General features: G+C 46.0%; 16 protein-coding genes and 1 tRNA gene. 4 read left to right on the plus strand and 13 right to left on the minus strand.

Annotated elements, in window-relative coordinates; genetic code table 11:
* Nucleotides 1-35 precede the first annotated feature (35 nt).
* The 3 genes from AC0IYG_RS08545 to AC0IYG_RS08555 all read left to right on the plus strand — a co-directional run bounded on the left by AC0IYG_RS08545 (nucleotide 36) and on the right by AC0IYG_RS08555 (nucleotide 2493).
* The gene (locus tag AC0IYG_RS08545) at nucleotides 36-1409 is read left to right on the plus strand and encodes a potassium transporter TrkG (RefSeq protein WP_471710676.1); all 1374 of its coding nucleotides are present in this window, start codon (nucleotides 36-38) and stop codon (nucleotides 1407-1409) included.
* 1 nt (nucleotide 1410) lies between these two features.
* Complete coding sequence (locus AC0IYG_RS08550) at nucleotides 1411-1806, plus strand: potassium transporter TrkG (RefSeq protein WP_471710677.1); 396 nt, start codon at nucleotides 1411-1413, stop codon at nucleotides 1804-1806.
* Nucleotides 1807-1959: 153 nt separating this feature from the next.
* Nucleotides 1960-2493 carry a potassium channel family protein gene (locus tag AC0IYG_RS08555; RefSeq protein ID WP_471710678.1) on the plus strand — a complete coding sequence of 178 codons (534 nt, stop codon included), beginning with the start codon at nucleotides 1960-1962 and terminating at the stop codon, nucleotides 2491-2493.
* 78 nt (nucleotides 2494-2571) lie between these two features.
* On the opposite strand, the gene AC0IYG_RS08560 is transcribed toward AC0IYG_RS08555, so the two are convergent.
* On the minus strand, nucleotides 2572-3834 hold the full coding sequence (locus AC0IYG_RS08560; RefSeq protein ID WP_471710679.1) for a Y-family DNA polymerase: 1263 nt from the start codon (nucleotides 3832-3834) through the stop codon (nucleotides 2572-2574).
* Nucleotide 3835: 1 nt separating this feature from the next.
* Nucleotides 3836-4276, minus strand: a complete 441-nt coding sequence (locus tag AC0IYG_RS08565) for a LexA family protein (RefSeq protein WP_471710680.1) — start codon at nucleotides 4274-4276, stop codon at nucleotides 3836-3838.
* A gap of 160 nt (nucleotides 4277-4436) precedes the next feature.
* Between AC0IYG_RS08565 and AC0IYG_RS08570 the strand changes: the two genes are divergently transcribed.
* The gene (locus AC0IYG_RS08570) at nucleotides 4437-5144 is read left to right on the plus strand and encodes an SOS response-associated peptidase (RefSeq protein ID WP_471710681.1); all 708 of its coding nucleotides are present in this window, start codon (nucleotides 4437-4439) and stop codon (nucleotides 5142-5144) included.
* A gap of 46 nt (nucleotides 5145-5190) precedes the next feature.
* Here the strand turns inward: AC0IYG_RS08570 and AC0IYG_RS08575 are convergent, their stop codons facing one another.
* The 11 genes from AC0IYG_RS08575 to gltB form a co-directional block, all read right to left on the minus strand.
* Nucleotides 5191-5727: a lycopene cyclase family protein gene (locus AC0IYG_RS08575; RefSeq protein WP_471710682.1), complete on the minus strand. Its 537-nt coding sequence runs from the start codon at nucleotides 5725-5727 to the stop codon at nucleotides 5191-5193.
* Nucleotides 5672-6358: a lycopene cyclase family protein gene (locus AC0IYG_RS08580; protein WP_471710683.1), complete on the minus strand. Its 687-nt coding sequence runs from the start codon at nucleotides 6356-6358 to the stop codon at nucleotides 5672-5674. The genes AC0IYG_RS08575 and AC0IYG_RS08580 overlap by 56 nt, the downstream gene beginning before the upstream one ends.
* A 189-nt stretch (nucleotides 6359-6547) precedes the next feature.
* Nucleotides 6548-6937, minus strand: coding sequence for a RidA family protein (locus tag AC0IYG_RS08585; protein WP_471710684.1), 390 nt, complete (start codon nucleotides 6935-6937; stop codon nucleotides 6548-6550).
* Between the two features lie 117 nt (nucleotides 6938-7054).
* Nucleotides 7055-7618, minus strand: coding sequence for a Crp/Fnr family transcriptional regulator (locus AC0IYG_RS08590; protein WP_471710685.1), 564 nt, complete (start codon nucleotides 7616-7618; stop codon nucleotides 7055-7057).
* Between the two features lie 278 nt (nucleotides 7619-7896).
* Nucleotides 7897-7983 (minus strand) — tRNA-Ser (locus AC0IYG_RS08595).
* A gap of 56 nt (nucleotides 7984-8039) precedes the next feature.
* Entirely contained in the window at nucleotides 8040-9113 is a 1074-nt protein-coding gene (locus AC0IYG_RS08600; RefSeq protein ID WP_471710686.1) for an asparaginase, read from the minus strand.
* Between the two features lie 20 nt (nucleotides 9114-9133).
* Nucleotides 9134-9901, minus strand: coding sequence for a TatD family hydrolase (locus AC0IYG_RS08605; protein ID WP_471710688.1), 768 nt, complete (start codon nucleotides 9899-9901; stop codon nucleotides 9134-9136).
* 5 nt (nucleotides 9902-9906) lie between these two features.
* Nucleotides 9907-10908 carry a glycosyltransferase gene (locus AC0IYG_RS08610; RefSeq protein WP_471710689.1) on the minus strand — a complete coding sequence of 334 codons (1002 nt, stop codon included), beginning with the start codon at nucleotides 10906-10908 and terminating at the stop codon, nucleotides 9907-9909.
* Between the two features lie 47 nt (nucleotides 10909-10955).
* Nucleotides 10956-11579, minus strand: coding sequence for a polysaccharide deacetylase family protein (locus tag AC0IYG_RS08615; protein WP_471710690.1), 624 nt, complete (start codon nucleotides 11577-11579; stop codon nucleotides 10956-10958).
* Between the two features lie 122 nt (nucleotides 11580-11701).
* Nucleotides 11702-13210, minus strand: a complete 1509-nt coding sequence (locus AC0IYG_RS08620) for a glutamate synthase subunit beta (RefSeq protein ID WP_471710691.1) — start codon at nucleotides 13208-13210, stop codon at nucleotides 11702-11704.
* Between the two features lie 63 nt (nucleotides 13211-13273).
* Nucleotides 13274-17857: a glutamate synthase large subunit gene (gene gltB, locus AC0IYG_RS08625; RefSeq protein WP_471710692.1), complete on the minus strand. Its 4584-nt coding sequence runs from the start codon at nucleotides 17855-17857 to the stop codon at nucleotides 13274-13276.
* Nucleotides 17858-17877 lie beyond the last annotated feature (20 nt).

Raw genomic sequence — 17877 nt, forward strand, 5'->3', positions numbered from 1 at the left:
TGTGCCTGATTTGATATAAAGGTTAATATTGCAAAATGGATGAAAAAATAAGACACCTGCGGAAACTGCTGGATTACATATTGATCGCGATGAGCGTGGTTTGCTCGGTTGTGGTTGTGTTTCATCTCGGCTATAACACGGATCCCGACATTGAGCGCATTATCAACAGGATTCTTGAATGGTGCTTTCTGTTTTTTGCGCTCGCGCTGGCCGCCAAAACTTTCACCGCATTCAAGAGCAAATCTTCCGTTGTTTCAAGGGTTGGCGAGGCGCTGCTGCTCTTTTATTTTATCGCCGTGATCATTGCCGACAGCTATCACTTTTCCGCGATGGACGGCACCGAGCTGGTTAAGCCGGAATGGATGTACATTGGCATTTTTGCGATATTAATGATCGAGGTTTCGAAGCAGACCTTGTTTTTTGACAAATTCTATTTCAATCCAACGCTGCTTTTCGTGCTGAGCTTTTTAGCACTTATCCTGATCGGCACTGCGTTATTGCTTTTACCTAAAACAACACATCACCAGCAGCTTAGCTTTGTGGACGCACTGTTTCTGTCGACCAGCGCAGTGTGCATTACCGGGCTGTCCGTTGTGGATATCGCTTCTGAATTTACGCGTTTCGGACAAACGATCCTGCTCGTTCTCGTACAGATTGGCGGGCTTGGGATCATGACCTTCACGGGCTTTTTCGGCTACTTTTTCTCCGGTGGTTTTTCGTACAAAAACCAGCTGATGTTCACCGAACTCATCGGGGAGAACAAGGTAAGCTCGGTGATTTCTACGCTGTACAAAATCATTTTTGTCACCATCTTTTTTGAAATACTGGGAGGCATTTTTATTTACCTGAGCCTTGATGCGGATCAGTTTGAGAGCCAAGCCGAGCGCCTGTATTTCACTGTTTTTCATGCCATTACATCTTTTTGTAATGCAGGCTTTTCCACCTTGCCAGAAGGTTTGAACAACCCTGCGGTGCGGTTTAACTATGAACTTCATCTCTCCATCATTGTCCTATATGTCATGGGCGGGCTTGGTTTTGGGATCATCTTCAACTCTTACGAATTCATCCGGCGGTGGACGATTAATTTTTACCAAAAGATCCGTTATGGACGTCATTTTCTGCACCGGGCGCGGGTCATCGCATTTAATTCAAAAGTTATCGCCTATACCAGCTTTTTTCTCGTGCTTTTCGGGTTTGTGATGGTGCTCATGCTTGAACACAACCACACGCTGCGGGCGCACGAAAGCATTTATGGTAAAATGGTCACCGCGCTGTTTATTGGGACAAGTCCACGCTCGGCAGGATTTAATACGGTAATGATGAGCGGATTGGCTTTTCCGACGGTTATGCTGATCTTTTTGCTGATGTGGATTGGCGCAGCTCCGGGCTCGAACTGGAGGCGGCATTAAAGTGACCACGTTTGCGCTGGCCACACTTAATATTTTCACGCTGGCCAAAGGGAAAGACAGTATCGAAGTTTTTGGCAGAAAAGTCTCAGGCGACTCGGTTTCCAGGGCAATGGGCATCATTTCATTGTCACTTATTTTTCTGGGCGCGGCTATATTTATGCTGTCCATTACGGATCCTGATCAAAACCTGCTGTCGCTCGCTTTCGAAACATTTTCAGCTTACAGCACCACGGGGCTGAGCCTGGGTGTGACGCCGGAGTTGAGCAATGCAGGCCGGTTGGTCATCATTTTGACTATGTTTGTTGGCCGCGTAGGCTCGCTGACATTGCTCGTAGCGTTTATCAAAAAGTCAAAACCAACGGATTACCAGCTGCCGGCAGAGCAGATGATTTTTTAAAACTAAAAAAATGAAATACATCATATTCGGATTGGGAAGCTTTGGCAAATCCCTGGCAATCCGCCTCACAGAACTTGGCCACGAAACCATCGGCGTGGACAACAACATGCAAAAGTAGAGCAGCTCAAAGACCGCATCACACATACGGTCTGCATGGATTGTACGGATAAAAATGCCGTCAGCTCGCTGCCGCTTAAAGATGCCGACTCGGTGATTGTGGCCATTGGAGAAGACGAAGGTGCTTCGCTGCTTGCTACGGCATTGCTCAAACAGCTGGGCGTGAAAAAGATCATTGGCCGCGTCGTTTCAGATTTGCAAAAAACCGTTTTGGAAGCCATGCAAATCGAAGAATACATTCTCCCCGAAGAAGAATCGGCCGAGCGGCTCGCAATGCGACTGGATAACTCGGGCATTGTGGACTCATTCAAAGTTTCAGAAAAGTATAGCATTATCGAAACGAAGGTTCCCGAGCGTTACATCGGCATGTCGCTCGCCGAGGCCGATCTGACCAACCGTTATAATGTGATCGTGCTCACCGTGCTCACCCTCTCGAAAGAGTCTGAAAACGGTTTGGCCAAAACATTTAAAAGGGCATCAGGCATCGCTACGCCCAACACGGTGATGCACGAAAACGAAGTCTTGGTGTTATTTGGCGAGCTGAAAGACATTGAAAAGCTGATGCATTGAAGTGCTGATTTTCTTGTTGTTATCCTTTGCCAAAATAAGATTACGCACTGACCGGAGCTGCCGGGCACTTTGTCAGCTTTATTTGGCGTGAATCGTGAGCACTTCTTGCATTCGTGTGCTGTAACGCGGGGACAATTTGTCCTGCTTCATTTTCCACCGTGTGTTCAAGTCCTGACTTGCCAGCAGCACTTTGTTTTGGCCCATGGATTTATTCAGCTTATCCATGACCGCCATAAGGTGCCCGTGACGCGGATCGGTGTTTTCGAAAATCTGCTGTCGCCGCGCATTGGCCGGAGTCAGATCCATCACAATTACGCCTGCCTTTTTGTAGCCATAACCTTCCTTGAATATTTTTTTTAATGCGTCTAATGCGAAATGAGCAAGTTCGAGGGCGGAATTCGTCGGAAAAGGAAGGTCGATGGTTATTGATTTATTGTACTGCGGCTGGTCGGGCCGGAAAGTGTTTGTATGCACAAAAAGTTGCAGGACGTTACAGCAGCTATCCTGCTCGCGCAGACGCTCACTGCAAACGGAAGCGAACGTGACAACCCGTTCTTTTACACTTTCAAAATCTGTAAAGTTCTGATTGAAAGAGCGGGTTACTGCAATGTTCTTTTTCAATTGTGGCAATTCCAGATCCAGCGTCTTGATGCCGGCAAGTTCTTGTTGCAGCCGCAGGCCTACAATGCTCATGTTTTTCTTCACCCAATCCTCGGGTAGTAAAGTAAAATCGAGTACTGTCTCGACACCAGCAGCTTTCAGCCGTTTTTCGTGCTGGCGGCCTATTCCCCAGACATCGCCAATCCGGAAAAACGCAATTGCTTTAAGCAGTTTATCCTGTGTATCAATGATATGGACTCCGCCCGTTTTGTCGGCAAATTTCTTGGCGATTTTGTTGGCCAGCTTGGCAAGCGCCTTTGTCGGTGCCATGCCTACGCTGATGGGTATGCCCGTGCTTTTTGTCACCGTTTTCCGCATGTCTTCACCAATTTTTCGAAGATCCAGATGCTTATGACCGTCGAAACGCAGAAAAGCTTCATCAATGCTGTAAACCTCCATAGCAGGTGAGTAGCGGCCCAAAATTGTCATTACCCGGTTGCTCATATCGCCATAAAGCGCATAGTTGCTGCTAAAAACATGAATGTCCTGTTCCTTAAATTTCTTTTCGAATAAAAAAGCAGGAGCTCCCATCGTGATGCCCAATGCCTTTGCTTCATTCGACCTGGCGATGACACATCCGTCGTTGTTACTGAGCACAACCACTGGTTTACCATTCAGTTCGGGCCGGAACATGCGTTCACAGCTTGCATAAAAGTTGTTACAATCGACCAGGGCGAACATTTTAGAAGAATTTGATAACACTTACAACAATTCCCCAAACCAAAAATTCAGTGTCCGCAGCGACCCAGATCGGTGCATATTGATCGTTTTCGGCTGTTAGCCAGCATCCGCCCTCATCATAACAAATCCGTTTTACCAGAAACTCACCATTCAAAAAACAAACCGCAATGCAATTGTCTTTGCATGGAAGACTTTTGTCGATTACCAGAATATCGCCGTCGTCAATGTGGACATCACTCATACTCGTGCCCTTAACCCTCCCGTAAAATGTGCTCGCAGGATTTTTTACAATCTCTTTTTGCAGATCAATTTCCAGGTCAATAAAGTCGGCGGCTGGGGACGGAAAGCCTGCACTGATTGCGGGGATCAATGCGGCAAGCCAGTTTTTGCTGGAAATCTGTCGATAAATGCTTAATGAATGAACACCGGAAATCTCCCCCATCACCTTTCGCTTTTTGCAAAGGTGGCACAGGCTAAGCAAGAAAACAAGCTGTTAAATGGAAATATTCCATTGTTGTGGATTTATTCCATTTTCGCTATATTTGTAAATCTTTACGCTATAAAGTGACTCAACCAACGTTTCTGATTTAAATATCGAGGTTATGTGCTATCATGTGTCGAATGAAAGTGATGTTGAAACTTTGAAAGCAGAATTTAAACTTCCTGTTGATAAGCTCGAACAGTTCAAAAAGAAATACGACTTCAATGGCTTTGAAAAGCCGTTTTTGCCTGTAATGACTTCGCCGCGATCGCTTGATTTATACAGATGGAGATTAGTGCCGCCGAATATTACTGATGAAAAAACTTTCAGATTTAACACGCTGAATGCGACCAATTATGATTTGTTTAACCGGGATAAAATGTGGTGGAAATATGCAAAGCATAATCGCTGCCTGGTGCTTTGCACCGGATTTTTCGAGCCGCATTACCCGGATTTAAACAATAAGAAAAGCTACGAATCCTGGTATATTAAGCCATTGGAAAAAAAGTTTTTCGCCATGGGTGCGATTTATTCGAGCTGGAAGGGAATAAATACTTTTGCAATCGTCACACAAGAGGCGAGTGCGATGATCGGTGCGATACATAATGATGGAAAGCGCCAGCCGCTCATGTTGAAAGGGGACGCGGCAATGTCGTGGATGATTCCCGGCTTGAATGAAAATGAAATCATGGATCTGACTCATTTTCAGTATCCGGAAGACAAACTTTCGGCTTACAGGGTTATTGACGGAGTTTATAGTAATCAGATAGACACCAACTTGCCGCAGGTGCTGGATCCGTACGGGCAGCCGGTTCGGAAGGCGGCTTAGTGTAAAAAGGTTTAATTTTTGCCGACCTGTGTGCTAAAAACGAATGTCATGTTACCTTCTGAAAAAAGGTTCTTATAAAAGGCTTTATAAAATGTTTTGCCTTTAAGCTGCTCATGATCTTCAAATCGTCCGGAATGGAGCTTTCCGAATCGAGGAACTTGAAAACTGTTTTAGCTTTGACATGGGTGAATAAATCCGTGAAGATCTGGTGACCTTGATATTCGTCGCCGTCCAAAACATTCAGGATCGTCGCGTCCAGTAAGTGATGTTTTTGATTAATATTTTCAGTGATTGCAAAGGGATGACCGTGTTTGCGATAGGATGTAAGGATCTTTGAAATCGTTTTCTGTGTGTTGGTGAATGTATACCCCGACGAAGGCCGGGTGTCACCACCGATGGTTCCGACGTGCATGATATTTCCTGACTTTCTCTGAAACGCAAAGTCGGTCATGGGGATAACGCCGAATTCACTTTCTAGGATTTCGTAATCAGTGATTTCCAGGACAGTTGTTAAATACTCAGCGATTTTAACATCGTACGCAGTTTGTTGCAGCAGATTTTTTGAGAAAATCGTGTATTCCACAAAAATTTCCTCTTTTAGTAATTGGCAAAACATAAAAGAATGTAGTCCCATTTTCCTGCGATGTCCTGTAATCCATCAGATTCATTTCCAAAGGGCTGCCTTTGAACTGGTTTGTTCGAATGGTAACGCCTTTAAAATGTTGAAGAAAATACTGGCTTGCGGGGCCAAGCTCAGGTTTTTTATAAACAGAATTGAAGATAAAACGGCCTTGATAGGAAGCATGCTGCGTATCCACCTTGCCTCCGCCCTCAATGTTTTGAATGGATACGATATCATCATAAACGAAAGTTACCTGCGGGCACCGGCTCAAAAAGGAAAGTACATGCTGATAAAAATCAACGCTGCGGATCATGTTATAAGCGTAATCGGCATTTTCCAGGTGGATTTTTTTGCCATCATTTGCAAAAAAAGAAAGCTGTTGCCAGGAATGGTAAATAACATCCTGAAATGGCGAAGCAGCTTTTTCGGCTTGCCAAAAACACCACGTCCGGTCGTTTTTCCCTTTCTGCTCTTTATCTATGACCAGTATTTTTTCATTTTGCCATACACCTTCTTTTATTGCTCTGTAAGCCAAACTAAGGCCTGCAAGCCCACTGCCGGAAATAATAATGTCAAACTGCTCAGGGTGCATAAGATCTTTGTGTCGTAAATGCTAAATCTTGCCTTGCAGGCATTTTGATTATGCCTATTAACATGCAACATTATTCTTGCTTTAAAATTCCACAAGTGACATGATCTAATTACAAAGCCGAGTCTCCGATGCAAATGTTCGAACATTACTTGATCTTAATGAGCTTGCAGCTCCCGCAGGCCTTCAGAATTATTTTACCACAGTTGCTTCAAGTTCAACCTTTAATGTTTCGAAAAGGCTCACCACTTCCAGCATAGTGACCGTAGGTTTTACATTGTGCAGGGCAACCCAGTCCTGAAAAATGTTGAAATGCGGCCAGAGCTCGGCGGTAGCGGTGGTGTAAATGTTTAGCCTAACAATTCCGTTGCATTCGAAACCAGCTTCACTGATGACTTGTTCCAAATTTTGTAACGCCAGCTTTACTTGCGTTTGCATGTCTGCGTTACTCGAAATTCCCTCCGCGTCGATGGCGGTCTGTCCTGAAATGTACAGCGTACTTTCTACATTTTTAACTTCGACAGCTTGCACATAGCTGCGTGCATCCTGCCATTTCCAGGGATTAATTATGCGTTTTTCCATTGCGTGATATTGATTTTATGCCAGCTGGCACAGATTAAATTAACACTGCAAAGTTTGGAAGAAAGCCTGCGTGGAGTTGTTGACTATTGTCACTAATTCAATGTGAGCGATATCACATTAGGGAGATAAGCGGCTCAGGGTTTCGCGCGAGACGCCGAGGTAAGCCGCAAGTTGACTTTTAGGCACGCGCTGAACGAGCGCCGGATGTTGTTTGACGAGTTGTTCGTAACGTTCCTTTGCATTGGACGTTAGCCAGGATATGATGCGCCTTTGCGCGCCTAGGAAGCCGAAATTTGCCTTTTCCAAGAAGAACCGCTCCATTTTTTGCAGTCCATTACAAAGGTCTTTGTAGCCGTCCAGCGAAAGGCACAGCACTTCTGTATCTTCAAGGCATTCAAGCGACATCGTTGCCGTTGTCCGCGTATAAAATGCATAAAAATCACTTTCCCACCAGTCTTCCATGGCAAATGAAACAATGTATTGCTTGCCATTCTCATCCGTATAAACAAGTTTCAAAAGCCCCGAAATGATGAAATAATGATACTTCACTTGTTCTCCTTCCTGAATCAGAAACTGATGCTTCTTAAACTTCTTCGCAACAAAATGCTCACAAACAAATGAAAACTCACTATCCGTGAGTTCAACGATTTTTTCGATATGCGCTCTGAGTTCCTGGTGCATTGGTGGGAGTTGATGATTTAATCGGCTGGAAGCAAAAATAGGCAGGGTTTCTCTATTTTGGAACAGGTTGTAATGGAGATCGTCTTAGTCTAAAGAACTGAAAGCCTGTAAATGAATGATTTACAGGCTTTCAGTTCTTACTTGCAGAGAGGATGAGATTCGAACCGCGCGGCGGCCGCTCACGATGCAGTTACCCACATACCACCTTTCCAGGGTAGTTCCTTCACCTGCTCGGACATAAAAAAACGCCGATTTTCGTAATGAAAACCGGCGCGATGCAGAGAGGAAGAGATTCGAACTCTCGATACAGTTACCCATATACTACCTTTCCAGGGTAGCTCCTTCAACCACTCGGACACCTCTCTGTGTTGTGGTAAGGGGTGCAAAGATAGGTTTTATGACCTGAAATGCAAATAGATTTTTAAAAACTGAGTTCGCCTCTCAGCGGATTGGCCAGCATCTCTTTGCATTTGCTTACATCTTGTTCTTTGCCAAACACATACATCATTTTGGTGATCGCGGCTTCGGCGGTGATGTCGGAGCCACTTACTACGCCGACTTGTTTGAGGAAGCGGCTGGTTTCATAGTGGCCTTGTGCGACGCGGCCCCCGTCGCATTGGGAGACGTTGAAAATGATGATGTTCCTTGCGATTGCGTTGCTGATGGCGTCGAGGAACCATTGCGCTGTGGTGGCGTTGCCAGCTCCATAAGTTTCCAGCACGATGCCTTTTAATCCATTGATATTCAGTATTGAATCAACTACTAATTGACTGATTCCCGGGAACATTTTAAGGAATGCGACGTGGTTATCCATCTGCTTGTGGACTGTCAGTTGCTGCGCCGATTCGTACGGCTTAATGTAAGGTAAATTGTATTCAATCCTCACGCCGGCATTGGCTAGCGCGGGATAGTTTTCAGAGTGGAATGCATTGAAATCGGAGCTTTCGCGCTTTTTGCTGCGGTTGCCCCGCAGGAGCATTGAGTTAAAATAAATGCAAACCTCAGAGATCATCGGCTGGCCGTCTTCATTCTTTGCCGCTGCGAGTTCTAATGCTGTAATGACATTCTCGCGTGCGTCCGAACGCGCGACGCCGATGGGCAACTGGGCGCCGGTGAGAATGACGGGTTTATTTAGATTTTCTAATAAAAAACTTAGCGCTGAGGCTGTGTAGGCCATTGTATCCGTGCCGTGGAGGATCACAAAGCTGTCGTATTCTGCATATTCCTGCTCGATGATGGTCGCCAACTCGATCCATATTTCCGGGTTCATGTTCGACGAATCGATGGGTTCGGAAAGAGATAGAAATGTAATGTCGAAGTTGAGTCTGCTTATTTCAGGGACCTTTTCAATGATCTGGTCGAAATTGAAAGGGACGAGTTGCTTGTCTTTGGTTTCGTAAACCATTCCCAATGTTCCGCCGGTGTAAATGACGAGGACGGAGCCGACGGTTGGTTCGGGGGAAATGGGGTTAATTTGTATTTTGCTGTATGACATTCAAATTTGCTTTTGAAATGCTAGGATGCTTTTACGAGCATACTTCTGGCATTTTCGGTTGTTGCAGAAATGACTTCCTGCTTGGTGATTTGCTTTAAATCGGCTACACGCTGGGCAACGAGATCAATGTAAGCAACCTCGTTTCTCTTGCCACGATAAGGGACGGGCGCAAGATACGGAGCGTCTGTTTCCAAAACCAAATGTGCCATGTCGACATAAGGAATGACCTGGTCCAACCCGCCATTTTTGAATGTCGCCACACCGCCGATTCCGAGTTTGAAACCGAGTTCAATGGCCTTATTGGCTTCTTCCAATGTTCCGGTGAAGCAGTGGAAAATGCCTTTCAGTTGCGAATCGCCAAATTCTTCAATCAATTTTACAGTTTCCCAAAACGCATTTCTGCTGTGAATGTCGATCCACAAATCGTGCTTTCGTGCGAGTTTACATTGATACAAAAATGCCTTTTCCTGCTGCTCCTGAAATGTTTTATCCCAAAAAAGATCCATTCCAATTTCACCGACTGCGATAAACGGATATTTGCTGAGCCAATCTTCCATAATGCTCAGCTCTTTTTCAAAATCCTCCTTTACATAAGTCGGATGCAGGCCGATCATGGGCAGACATTTGTCCGGATATTTTTCAGCTAGTTCCATCATGCCGGGGATCGTAGCATGGTCGCAATTTGGCATCCAGATTTGCTCTATGCCTGCATTCCAGGCGCGGTCGAGCATAGCAATGCGGTCTTCCGCGTAATCGTCACTATATATATGGGCGTGAGTTTCAATCATTTGTTCTAATATTCACGTCCCTTCCAGACGGTTTTTCCAGGTAAAAGATAATTGGCCAACATGATCCATCCAATGAGCGTCATGTGAAACCAAAATAGCAGTGCGGCTTTCCAAAGGTCAAATTGTTTTAACAAAATGATGGAAAACAGCGATATAAGAGTGATCAGCACATAATACCGCCCGATTCCAACCAATGGTTCAATCGGGAACCAGATCGAGATAAACAGAAGCACTGGAACAATCAGAGATGACAGGATCAGGCTCCATTTAGTAACCCAAAACGACTGCATGACGCCTTGCATCCATCTCCGTCGCTGTTTTAACAACTCAGAAAAGCTGCTAACAGGTTCGGAAATGTTTAAAATATCTGCGTGATAAGCCATTTTGAAATCATAACCGCCCTTTACGATGCCCATAAATAAGGTGTAATCCTCAACAATGGAAAAGCCAAGTTTTTCATATCCGCCAACGGCAAAATAAGCTTCCCTGGTCACAGCCATGTTGTTGCCCATGCCGGTCATCGGGATATTGAACAAAGAGAAAAAACGGGCAACGCTGAGCGCGAAGAGCCATTCTGTGGATAAAAGATCCGCACGCAAATGGCTTTTTTTCATGCGGGTAACCCCAACAACCACGCCGGTTTTTTTCTTAAAATGACGTAGCATTCCAGTGATCCATGTGGGCATAACGGCAATATCGGCATCGCAGTAGAGAAAATAATCACCCTTTGCTTCATGCGCCAATTGGGCGAGTACATTCGCTTTTCCCTTTAACCCAGCCACTTGTCTGGTGATCTTAATGCATTTAAATTGAGGTTTGTCCCAAATAAATCTCGCAATAAGCTCTTCTGTCAGGTCATCGGAATCGTCGTCCCCGATGATTATTTCAATGTTTTCTTTCGGGAAGTTGAGTTCATTGAGCGATTTCAGACATCTTTCAATATTGTTCTCTTCGTTACGTGCCGCGACGAGCACGCTTACTTTAATGCGATTGCCTGTTGGAAGCATGTAAGGGTGTGAATTTTGCTATCATATATTGTCGATAATGTCTCGCCTCACTTCATCGCCATTGCTTCGAATGTGTATCCTTCATTACTAAAATGCGCTAAAAACCTCGGAAGCGCGTATTGCATATTAGGCGCGGCTTTGACGCTGTCGTGGAATAAAACAATTGAGCCAGGCCGGGCATATTGTATCGACTTTTTCAGGCAACTTTCTTGCGTAATTTCCTTCGAAAAATCCCCGCTCAAAACGTCCCACATAATAATTTCCCGTTCCTTTTTGACAACACGCGACTGACTTTTTTTGATCCGTCCATATGGCGGTCGGAAAAGGTCTGTCTGGACATTCAATTGTGTTTCACACTGTTTGATATTTTCCAGATACACCGCATCCTCAGTTTTCCAGCCATTCATGTGATTGAATGTGTGATTACCAATAGAGTGTTGGTTATCAATCAATTGTTTGAAAATATCAGGGTGTTTCTCCACATTGTTTCCAATGCAAAAGAAGGTTGCCTTAGCCTTAAATTGGTTCAATGTATCGATGACAAACTCGGTAATGTCTGGAATTGGACCGTCATCAAAAGTGAGATAAATTTTCTTTTCGCGTGTGGGCATTCGCCAGATAAATCCCGGGAAAAATGCTTTCAGCCAAAAAGGAGAGTGATGCAGGAACATTATTATATATTGTCGGATGCGAATGTTTGTCAAATATAGAGGGTTAAAAAATAAGAAGCTGCCCATTTAGAGCAGCTTTCTTACCAATAACATTGACGGTTTGCTTTATAAATCTTTGCTTATCATGCGTGCGCAAACGCAGGGTTGAACATGGAAACTGCTTTTGCTTCCAAAAACGACTGTCCCATCAAATATTCGTCCACTGATCTCGCAGCTTCGCGTCCTTCGCTGATCGCCCACACAACCAAAGATTGGCCGCGGCGACAGTCGCCGGCTGCAAACACTTTTTCGTTCGAAGTTGATTGATAACCGTTTGTTTTAATGTTGCCACGCTCGTCAAATTCCACTTCCAGGTCGTTCAAAAGGCCTTCTTGTTGTGGATGCAAGAATCCGGCTGCTAAAAATGCAAGGTCGCAAGGAATGTTTCTTTCGCTTCCTGCGACTTCTTTCATTTGCATACGGCCCGTTTCAGGATCTTTTTGCCAATCGAGGTCAACGATTTTCAACTCTTTCAAATTGCCGTTTTCGTCACCAACAAATTCTTTTGTATTGATAGACCAATGTCTGTCGCAGCCTTCCTCGTGCGAAGTTGAAGTCCGCAACATCATCGGCCAGTTTGGCCAAGGCGTGCTCGCATCGCGATCTTTTGGAGGAATCGGCATTAATTCAATTTGCGTAACGGAAGCTGCACCATGACGGCCGGATGTTCCCACACAGTCAGAACCCGTGTCACCGCCACCGATTACAACAACGTGTTTGTCTTTGGCAATGATCTGTCCGTTTGTATAAGGCGCTCCGCGGTGATCCACTTCCGGGTTAATGCCCGCCACGCGCTTGTTTTGCTGGCTCAGGAATTCCATCGCAAAGTGAACGCCTTTCAAATGACGTCCTTCGATTTTCACATCTCTTGGAACGGTTGATCCCATTGTCAATAAAACTGCATCGAACTCGTCAAGGAGTTCGTTTGCTTTCACAGTCACACCCACATTTACATTGGTGCGGAATTCAACGCCTTCGGCTTCCATAACCGCCAAACGACGGTCAATAACGCTTTTATCCAGCTTGAAATCAGGAATTCCGTAACGAACCAATCCGCCGATTTTATCAGCGCGTTCCATCAAAACCACCGAATGTCCAGCTTGGTTAAGCTGGTAAGCGGCAGCCATTCCCGCAGGTCCTGAACCGATAACAGCGACTTTTCTGCCCGTGCGGAATTTCGGGATTCTAGGTTTTACCAGCCCCAGTTCAAATGCTTTCTCGATGATCGCTTTTTCAATGTATTCAATCGCCACAGGTGGCTTATTAATGCCGAGCACGCAAGATGATTCGCATGGGGCAGGGCAAATCCTTCCCGTAAACTCAGGGAAATTATTGGTCGAAGATAAAATTTCGTAAGCCAGCGCCCAGTTTTCATCATACACCGCGTCGTTGAACTCGGGGATAATGTTGCCTAGCGGGCAGCCATTGTGGCAAAAAGGGATTCCGCAGTCCATGCAACGGGCTGCCTGCTGTTTGGAATGAGAGTCAGTTGGGGCAGTTTCAATCTCGCGGTAATCCGAAAGACGTTCGTCAACACTTCTTTTCTTTGGCAACTCCCTTTCAAACTCTAAAAATCCGGTTGGTTTTCCCATTCTTATATTTCTTATTAAAACGTTATTCTAATTAAAACAACTTCAACAAAACGTGGTAACCGCTTATTGATGAACTACATCCACAACGATGTCTTTGTAAACCACATTCTTATCGGCAATCTGCTGCGCCAATGTAATGTTGCGTCCTTCCAAAGCTTTCTTGAAATCGGCAGGTAACACTTTCACAAACTGCTTCACAGATTGTTCCCAGTTTTGGATCAGCTGGAATGCAATGTTGCTGGTTGTGTACTGGAAATGTTTGTCCAGATATTCGCGCAAAATACCCTGATCTTCTTCATTAAGCGGATCGAGTGAAACCATTTCCATGTTCACTTTCTCTTTGAATGTGCCGTTTTTATCCAAAACATAAGCAACACCGCCCGACATCCCGGCTGCAAAGTTTCTTCCTGTTTCACCAAGAATCACAGCCAAACCGCCCGTCATGTATTCCAAACCGTGGTCACCTACGCCTTCCACAACCACTTTCGCTCCCGAGTTACGCACGCAGAAACGCTCTCCGGCTGTTCCTCTGATATAAGCGTCGCCCGAAGTTGCGCCGTAGAAAGCAACGTTACCGATGATAATGTTCTCTTCCGGTTTGAATTTCGAGTCGCGGTCTGGGTAAACGATCAGCTCAGCGCCGCAAAGTCCTTTTCCAAAATAGTCATTGGCATCACCTTCCAGTTCTAGACGAAGTCCGGCTGTGTTGAATGCACCAAAGCTTTGTCCGGCCGTTCCGCGGAATTTGAAATGAATGTTGCCCTTAGCAAGACCGGCACCGCCGTATTTTTTAGAAATTTCATTCGAAAGCATTGTTCCCACCGAACGGTTCAGGTTGTTCAATGCAAACTCTGCATAAATCTCCTCCTGGCTATCCAACGCAGGCTGTGCCGCTTTGATCAGATCCCAGTCGATAATGCTGTCGATGCCGTGATCCTGCTCTTCCTGTTTGAACTGAGCCACTGAAAGATCGCCTTCTTTATAAAGGATGGCGTCGAAATTCAGGTTTTTATATTTCCAATGTTTGATATCGTTACGCAGTTCGAGATATTGAGCCTGGCCAACCATCTCATTTACAGTCCGGAAACCAAGTTGTGCCATAATTTCGCGCAACTCTTCGGCCATAAAATGGAACATGTTCACCACGTGCTCAGGTTTACCCGAGAACAATGCGCGTAACTCTTTATTTTGTGTTGCCACGCCAACAGGGCAAGTGTTCAAATGGCATTTGCGCATCATAATGCAACCTGCCGCAACCAATGCAGCCGTCGCCACGCCCCATTCTTCTGCTCCCAGCATCGCCGCAATCGCAAGGTCGCGACCTGTACGAAGCTGACCGTCAGCCTGAACGGTAACCCGTCCGCGCAATTTGTTTTTAACCAAAGTCTGGTGCGTTTCGGCAAGACCAAGCTCCCAGGGCAAACCAGCGTGACGGATCGAACTCAATGGTGAAGCACCCGTTCCGCCATCGTAACCTGAGATAAGAATGTGGTCCGCATGCGCTTTCGCAACACCCGAAGCAACCGTTCCAACACCCGCTTCCGAAACCAGTTTCACACTGATACGCGCCTGACGGTTGGCATTTTTAAGGTCAAAAATCAACTGAGCCAAATCCTCAATCGAGTAAATATCGTGGTGGGGCGGGGGAGAGATCAAGCCTACACCCGGCGTCGAGTGACACGTGCGGCCGATCCAGTCATCCACTTTAAATCCTGGAAGCTGGCCACCTTCACCTGGTTTTGCGCCTTGCGCTGTTTTAATCTGTAATTCGCCAGCATTGCTCAGATAATGGCTGGTAACCCCGAAACGTCCCGAAGCAACCTGTTTGATCTGCGAATTCATGCTGTCGCCATTTGCCAACGGCGTGTAACGCAATTCGTCCTCGCCACCTTCACCGGAGTTGGATTTTCCACTGATCCGGTTCATGGCAATTGCCAATGTGGTATGCGCTTCCCACGAAATAGAACCAAATGACATGGCTCCTGTGGCAAAGCGTTTGAAAATGCTCTCAACCGGCTCCACTTCTTCTATTGGAATGCTCGTTCCTTTCTTGAAACGAAGCAAACCGCGAAGCGTTAACGCCTTATGGCTCTGATCGTCAATCAATTTCGAGTATTTCTTGAATGTTTCGTAGCTGTTTGTCTTGGTAGACTGCTGCAACAAATGAACAGACGCCGGGTTGAAGATGTGCGCCTCTCCGCGTTGTTTCCATTGGTAAAATCCACCCACTTCCAGTTTCGGTTTCGAGTCCGGCGTTTCGTGGTAAGCTACTTTGTGACGCACCAAAATTTCACGCGCAATCTCAGAAATGCCCATTCCGCTGATGCGGGAAATGGTCCCTGTGAAATATTTGTCAACCACATCTTTGTTCAAACCAACGCATTCGAAGATCTGAGCACCTTGATACGATTGCAATGTCGAAATTCCCATTTTAGAGAAAATCTTCAAAAGCTCCTTATTAACGGCCTTAATGTAGTTGTAATGTAGTTTTTCATCGGTAAACTCACCATCAACCATCTTCTGACGGTTCATGAACGAAAGCGTTTCGAATGCCATGTAAGGGCAGATTCCCGCAGCACCATAACCGATCAATGCGGCGACGTGGTGTGTTTCCCAAACATCCCCGGCTTCAACCAATAGCCCTACTTTTCCTCTCAATCCTTCGCGGATCAAATGGTGGTGAATGGTTGCAGTGGCTAGTAATGAAGGAATTGGCGCATGATCTGAGTCAATCGCACGGTCGGACAGGATCAGGATTTCAAATCCATCATCAATCGCGTCCGTTGCATAGCGGCAAATGCGCTCTAATGCTCTTTCCAAAGCCTTTCCGCCTTCGTCAGCGCGGAAATAGGTGTTGATTGTTTTCGCCTGGAAACCGTCTTTATCTACAAAACGCAGCTTGTCAAACTCCTGCACCGACAAAATCGGATGCGGCAGCGCGATCTGGCGACAATGTTTCGGCGTCTCGGTCAATATATTTTCAGTTCCGCCCACAAATGAGATCAGCGACATGATCGAACGTTCGCGGATCGAGTCAATCGGTGGGTTGGTAACTTGCGCAAAAAGCTGTTTGAAATAATTAGACAAATGCTGGCTCTGCTCCGAAAGCACCGCCAAAGGCACATCCGTTCCCATCGAACCAATCGCTTCCTGACCTGTTTGCCCCATAGGAGCCAGAATCATGCGCAAATCTTCCGAAGTGTAACCAAATGCAACCTGACGTTTCAACAATGCGTTGTCGTCATAAGCGCGGTAAGTCCGGATCGGGTGATCCAGCTGATCCACGTGCAACTTGTTATCATCCAGCCATTTCTGATAAGGCTGACCGGAGCAAACTGCTGCTTTAATTTCTTCATCCGGGATAATGCGGCCTTGCTCCATGTCCACGACGAACATGCGGCCTGGCTGCAAACGACCTTTGGTAACAACCCTTGACTGATCCACATCCAAAACCCCAGCCTCAGACGCCATAATGATCGTGTCATCGTCCAAAACCCAGTAACGCGAAGGACGAAGACCATTACGGTCAAGCGTTGCGCCTACCATTTTACCGTCCGTGAACGAGATCGAAGCCGGACCATCCCAAGGCTCCATCATCGCAGCATTGTATTCGTAAAATGCTTTACGTTCCGGATCCATCTGCTCATTTCCGTCCCAAGCCTCAGGAATCAGCATCATCATCACATGTGGCAATGAACGGCCAGAAAGGTGCAGCAATTCAATGGCATTGTCCAGGTTCGCAGAGTCAGATTGGTTTCTGTCGCAAATCGGGACGATCATGTCCATCTCTTCTTTTGTAAAAAACTCCGAAGCGAATGATTTTTCCCCGGCACGGATCCAGTTCACATTTCCTTTTACCGTGTTGATCTCACCATTGTGCGCAATGTAGCGGAACGGCTGAGCAAGCTCCCACGACGGGAATGTGTTGGTGGAAAAACGCGAGTGAACAACCGCAAGGGCCGAAACCACCGATTCGTTTTCCAGATCCGGGAAGTAATATTTAAGCTGGGCAGTTGTAAGCTGGCCTTTGTATGAGATCGTGCGGCAGGATAGGGAAGAATAGTAAAAGCTTCTTTCCACGCCCTTAACAGTATCTCTGATAATCCGCGCAGAAACCTGGCGCAGGATGTAAAGTTTTCGTTCAAAACCAAGATCGTCCGTTACTTCGTCCGGACGTTTGATAAACAATTGCTCAACATGCGGTTCAACAGACAATGAACCTTCGCCCAATGTGTTGTTCAATGTTGGCACTTTTCTGTAACCTAATATATGCAATCCAAGCTTTTTGGCTTTGCGGCTCAGAATGTCACGGCATTCCTCGCGCATGATTTCGTTGCCAGGGAAAAAGATCATCCCCACGCCATACTCACCCGCCGGCGGCAACTGAAAGCCTAATTTTGAACATTCTTCAACAAAGAACTCGTGTGGAATCTGAATCAAAATGCCTGCGCCATCACCCGTGTTCGGATCGAAACCGGTAGCACCCCTATGCTCCATGCGTTCGAGCATGTGAATGGCGTCAGCCACGATCTGGTGTGACTTGCGGCCCTTAATGTTAGCCCGGAAACCTATACCACATGCATCATGCTCAAATTCCGGACGGTACAGTCCCTGATTTTCTACCATTGGTTCAGACATTTGCGACATTAATCGAAGATTCTAAAGTT

This window comes from Dyadobacter sp. AC419, from assembly GCF_979253085.1.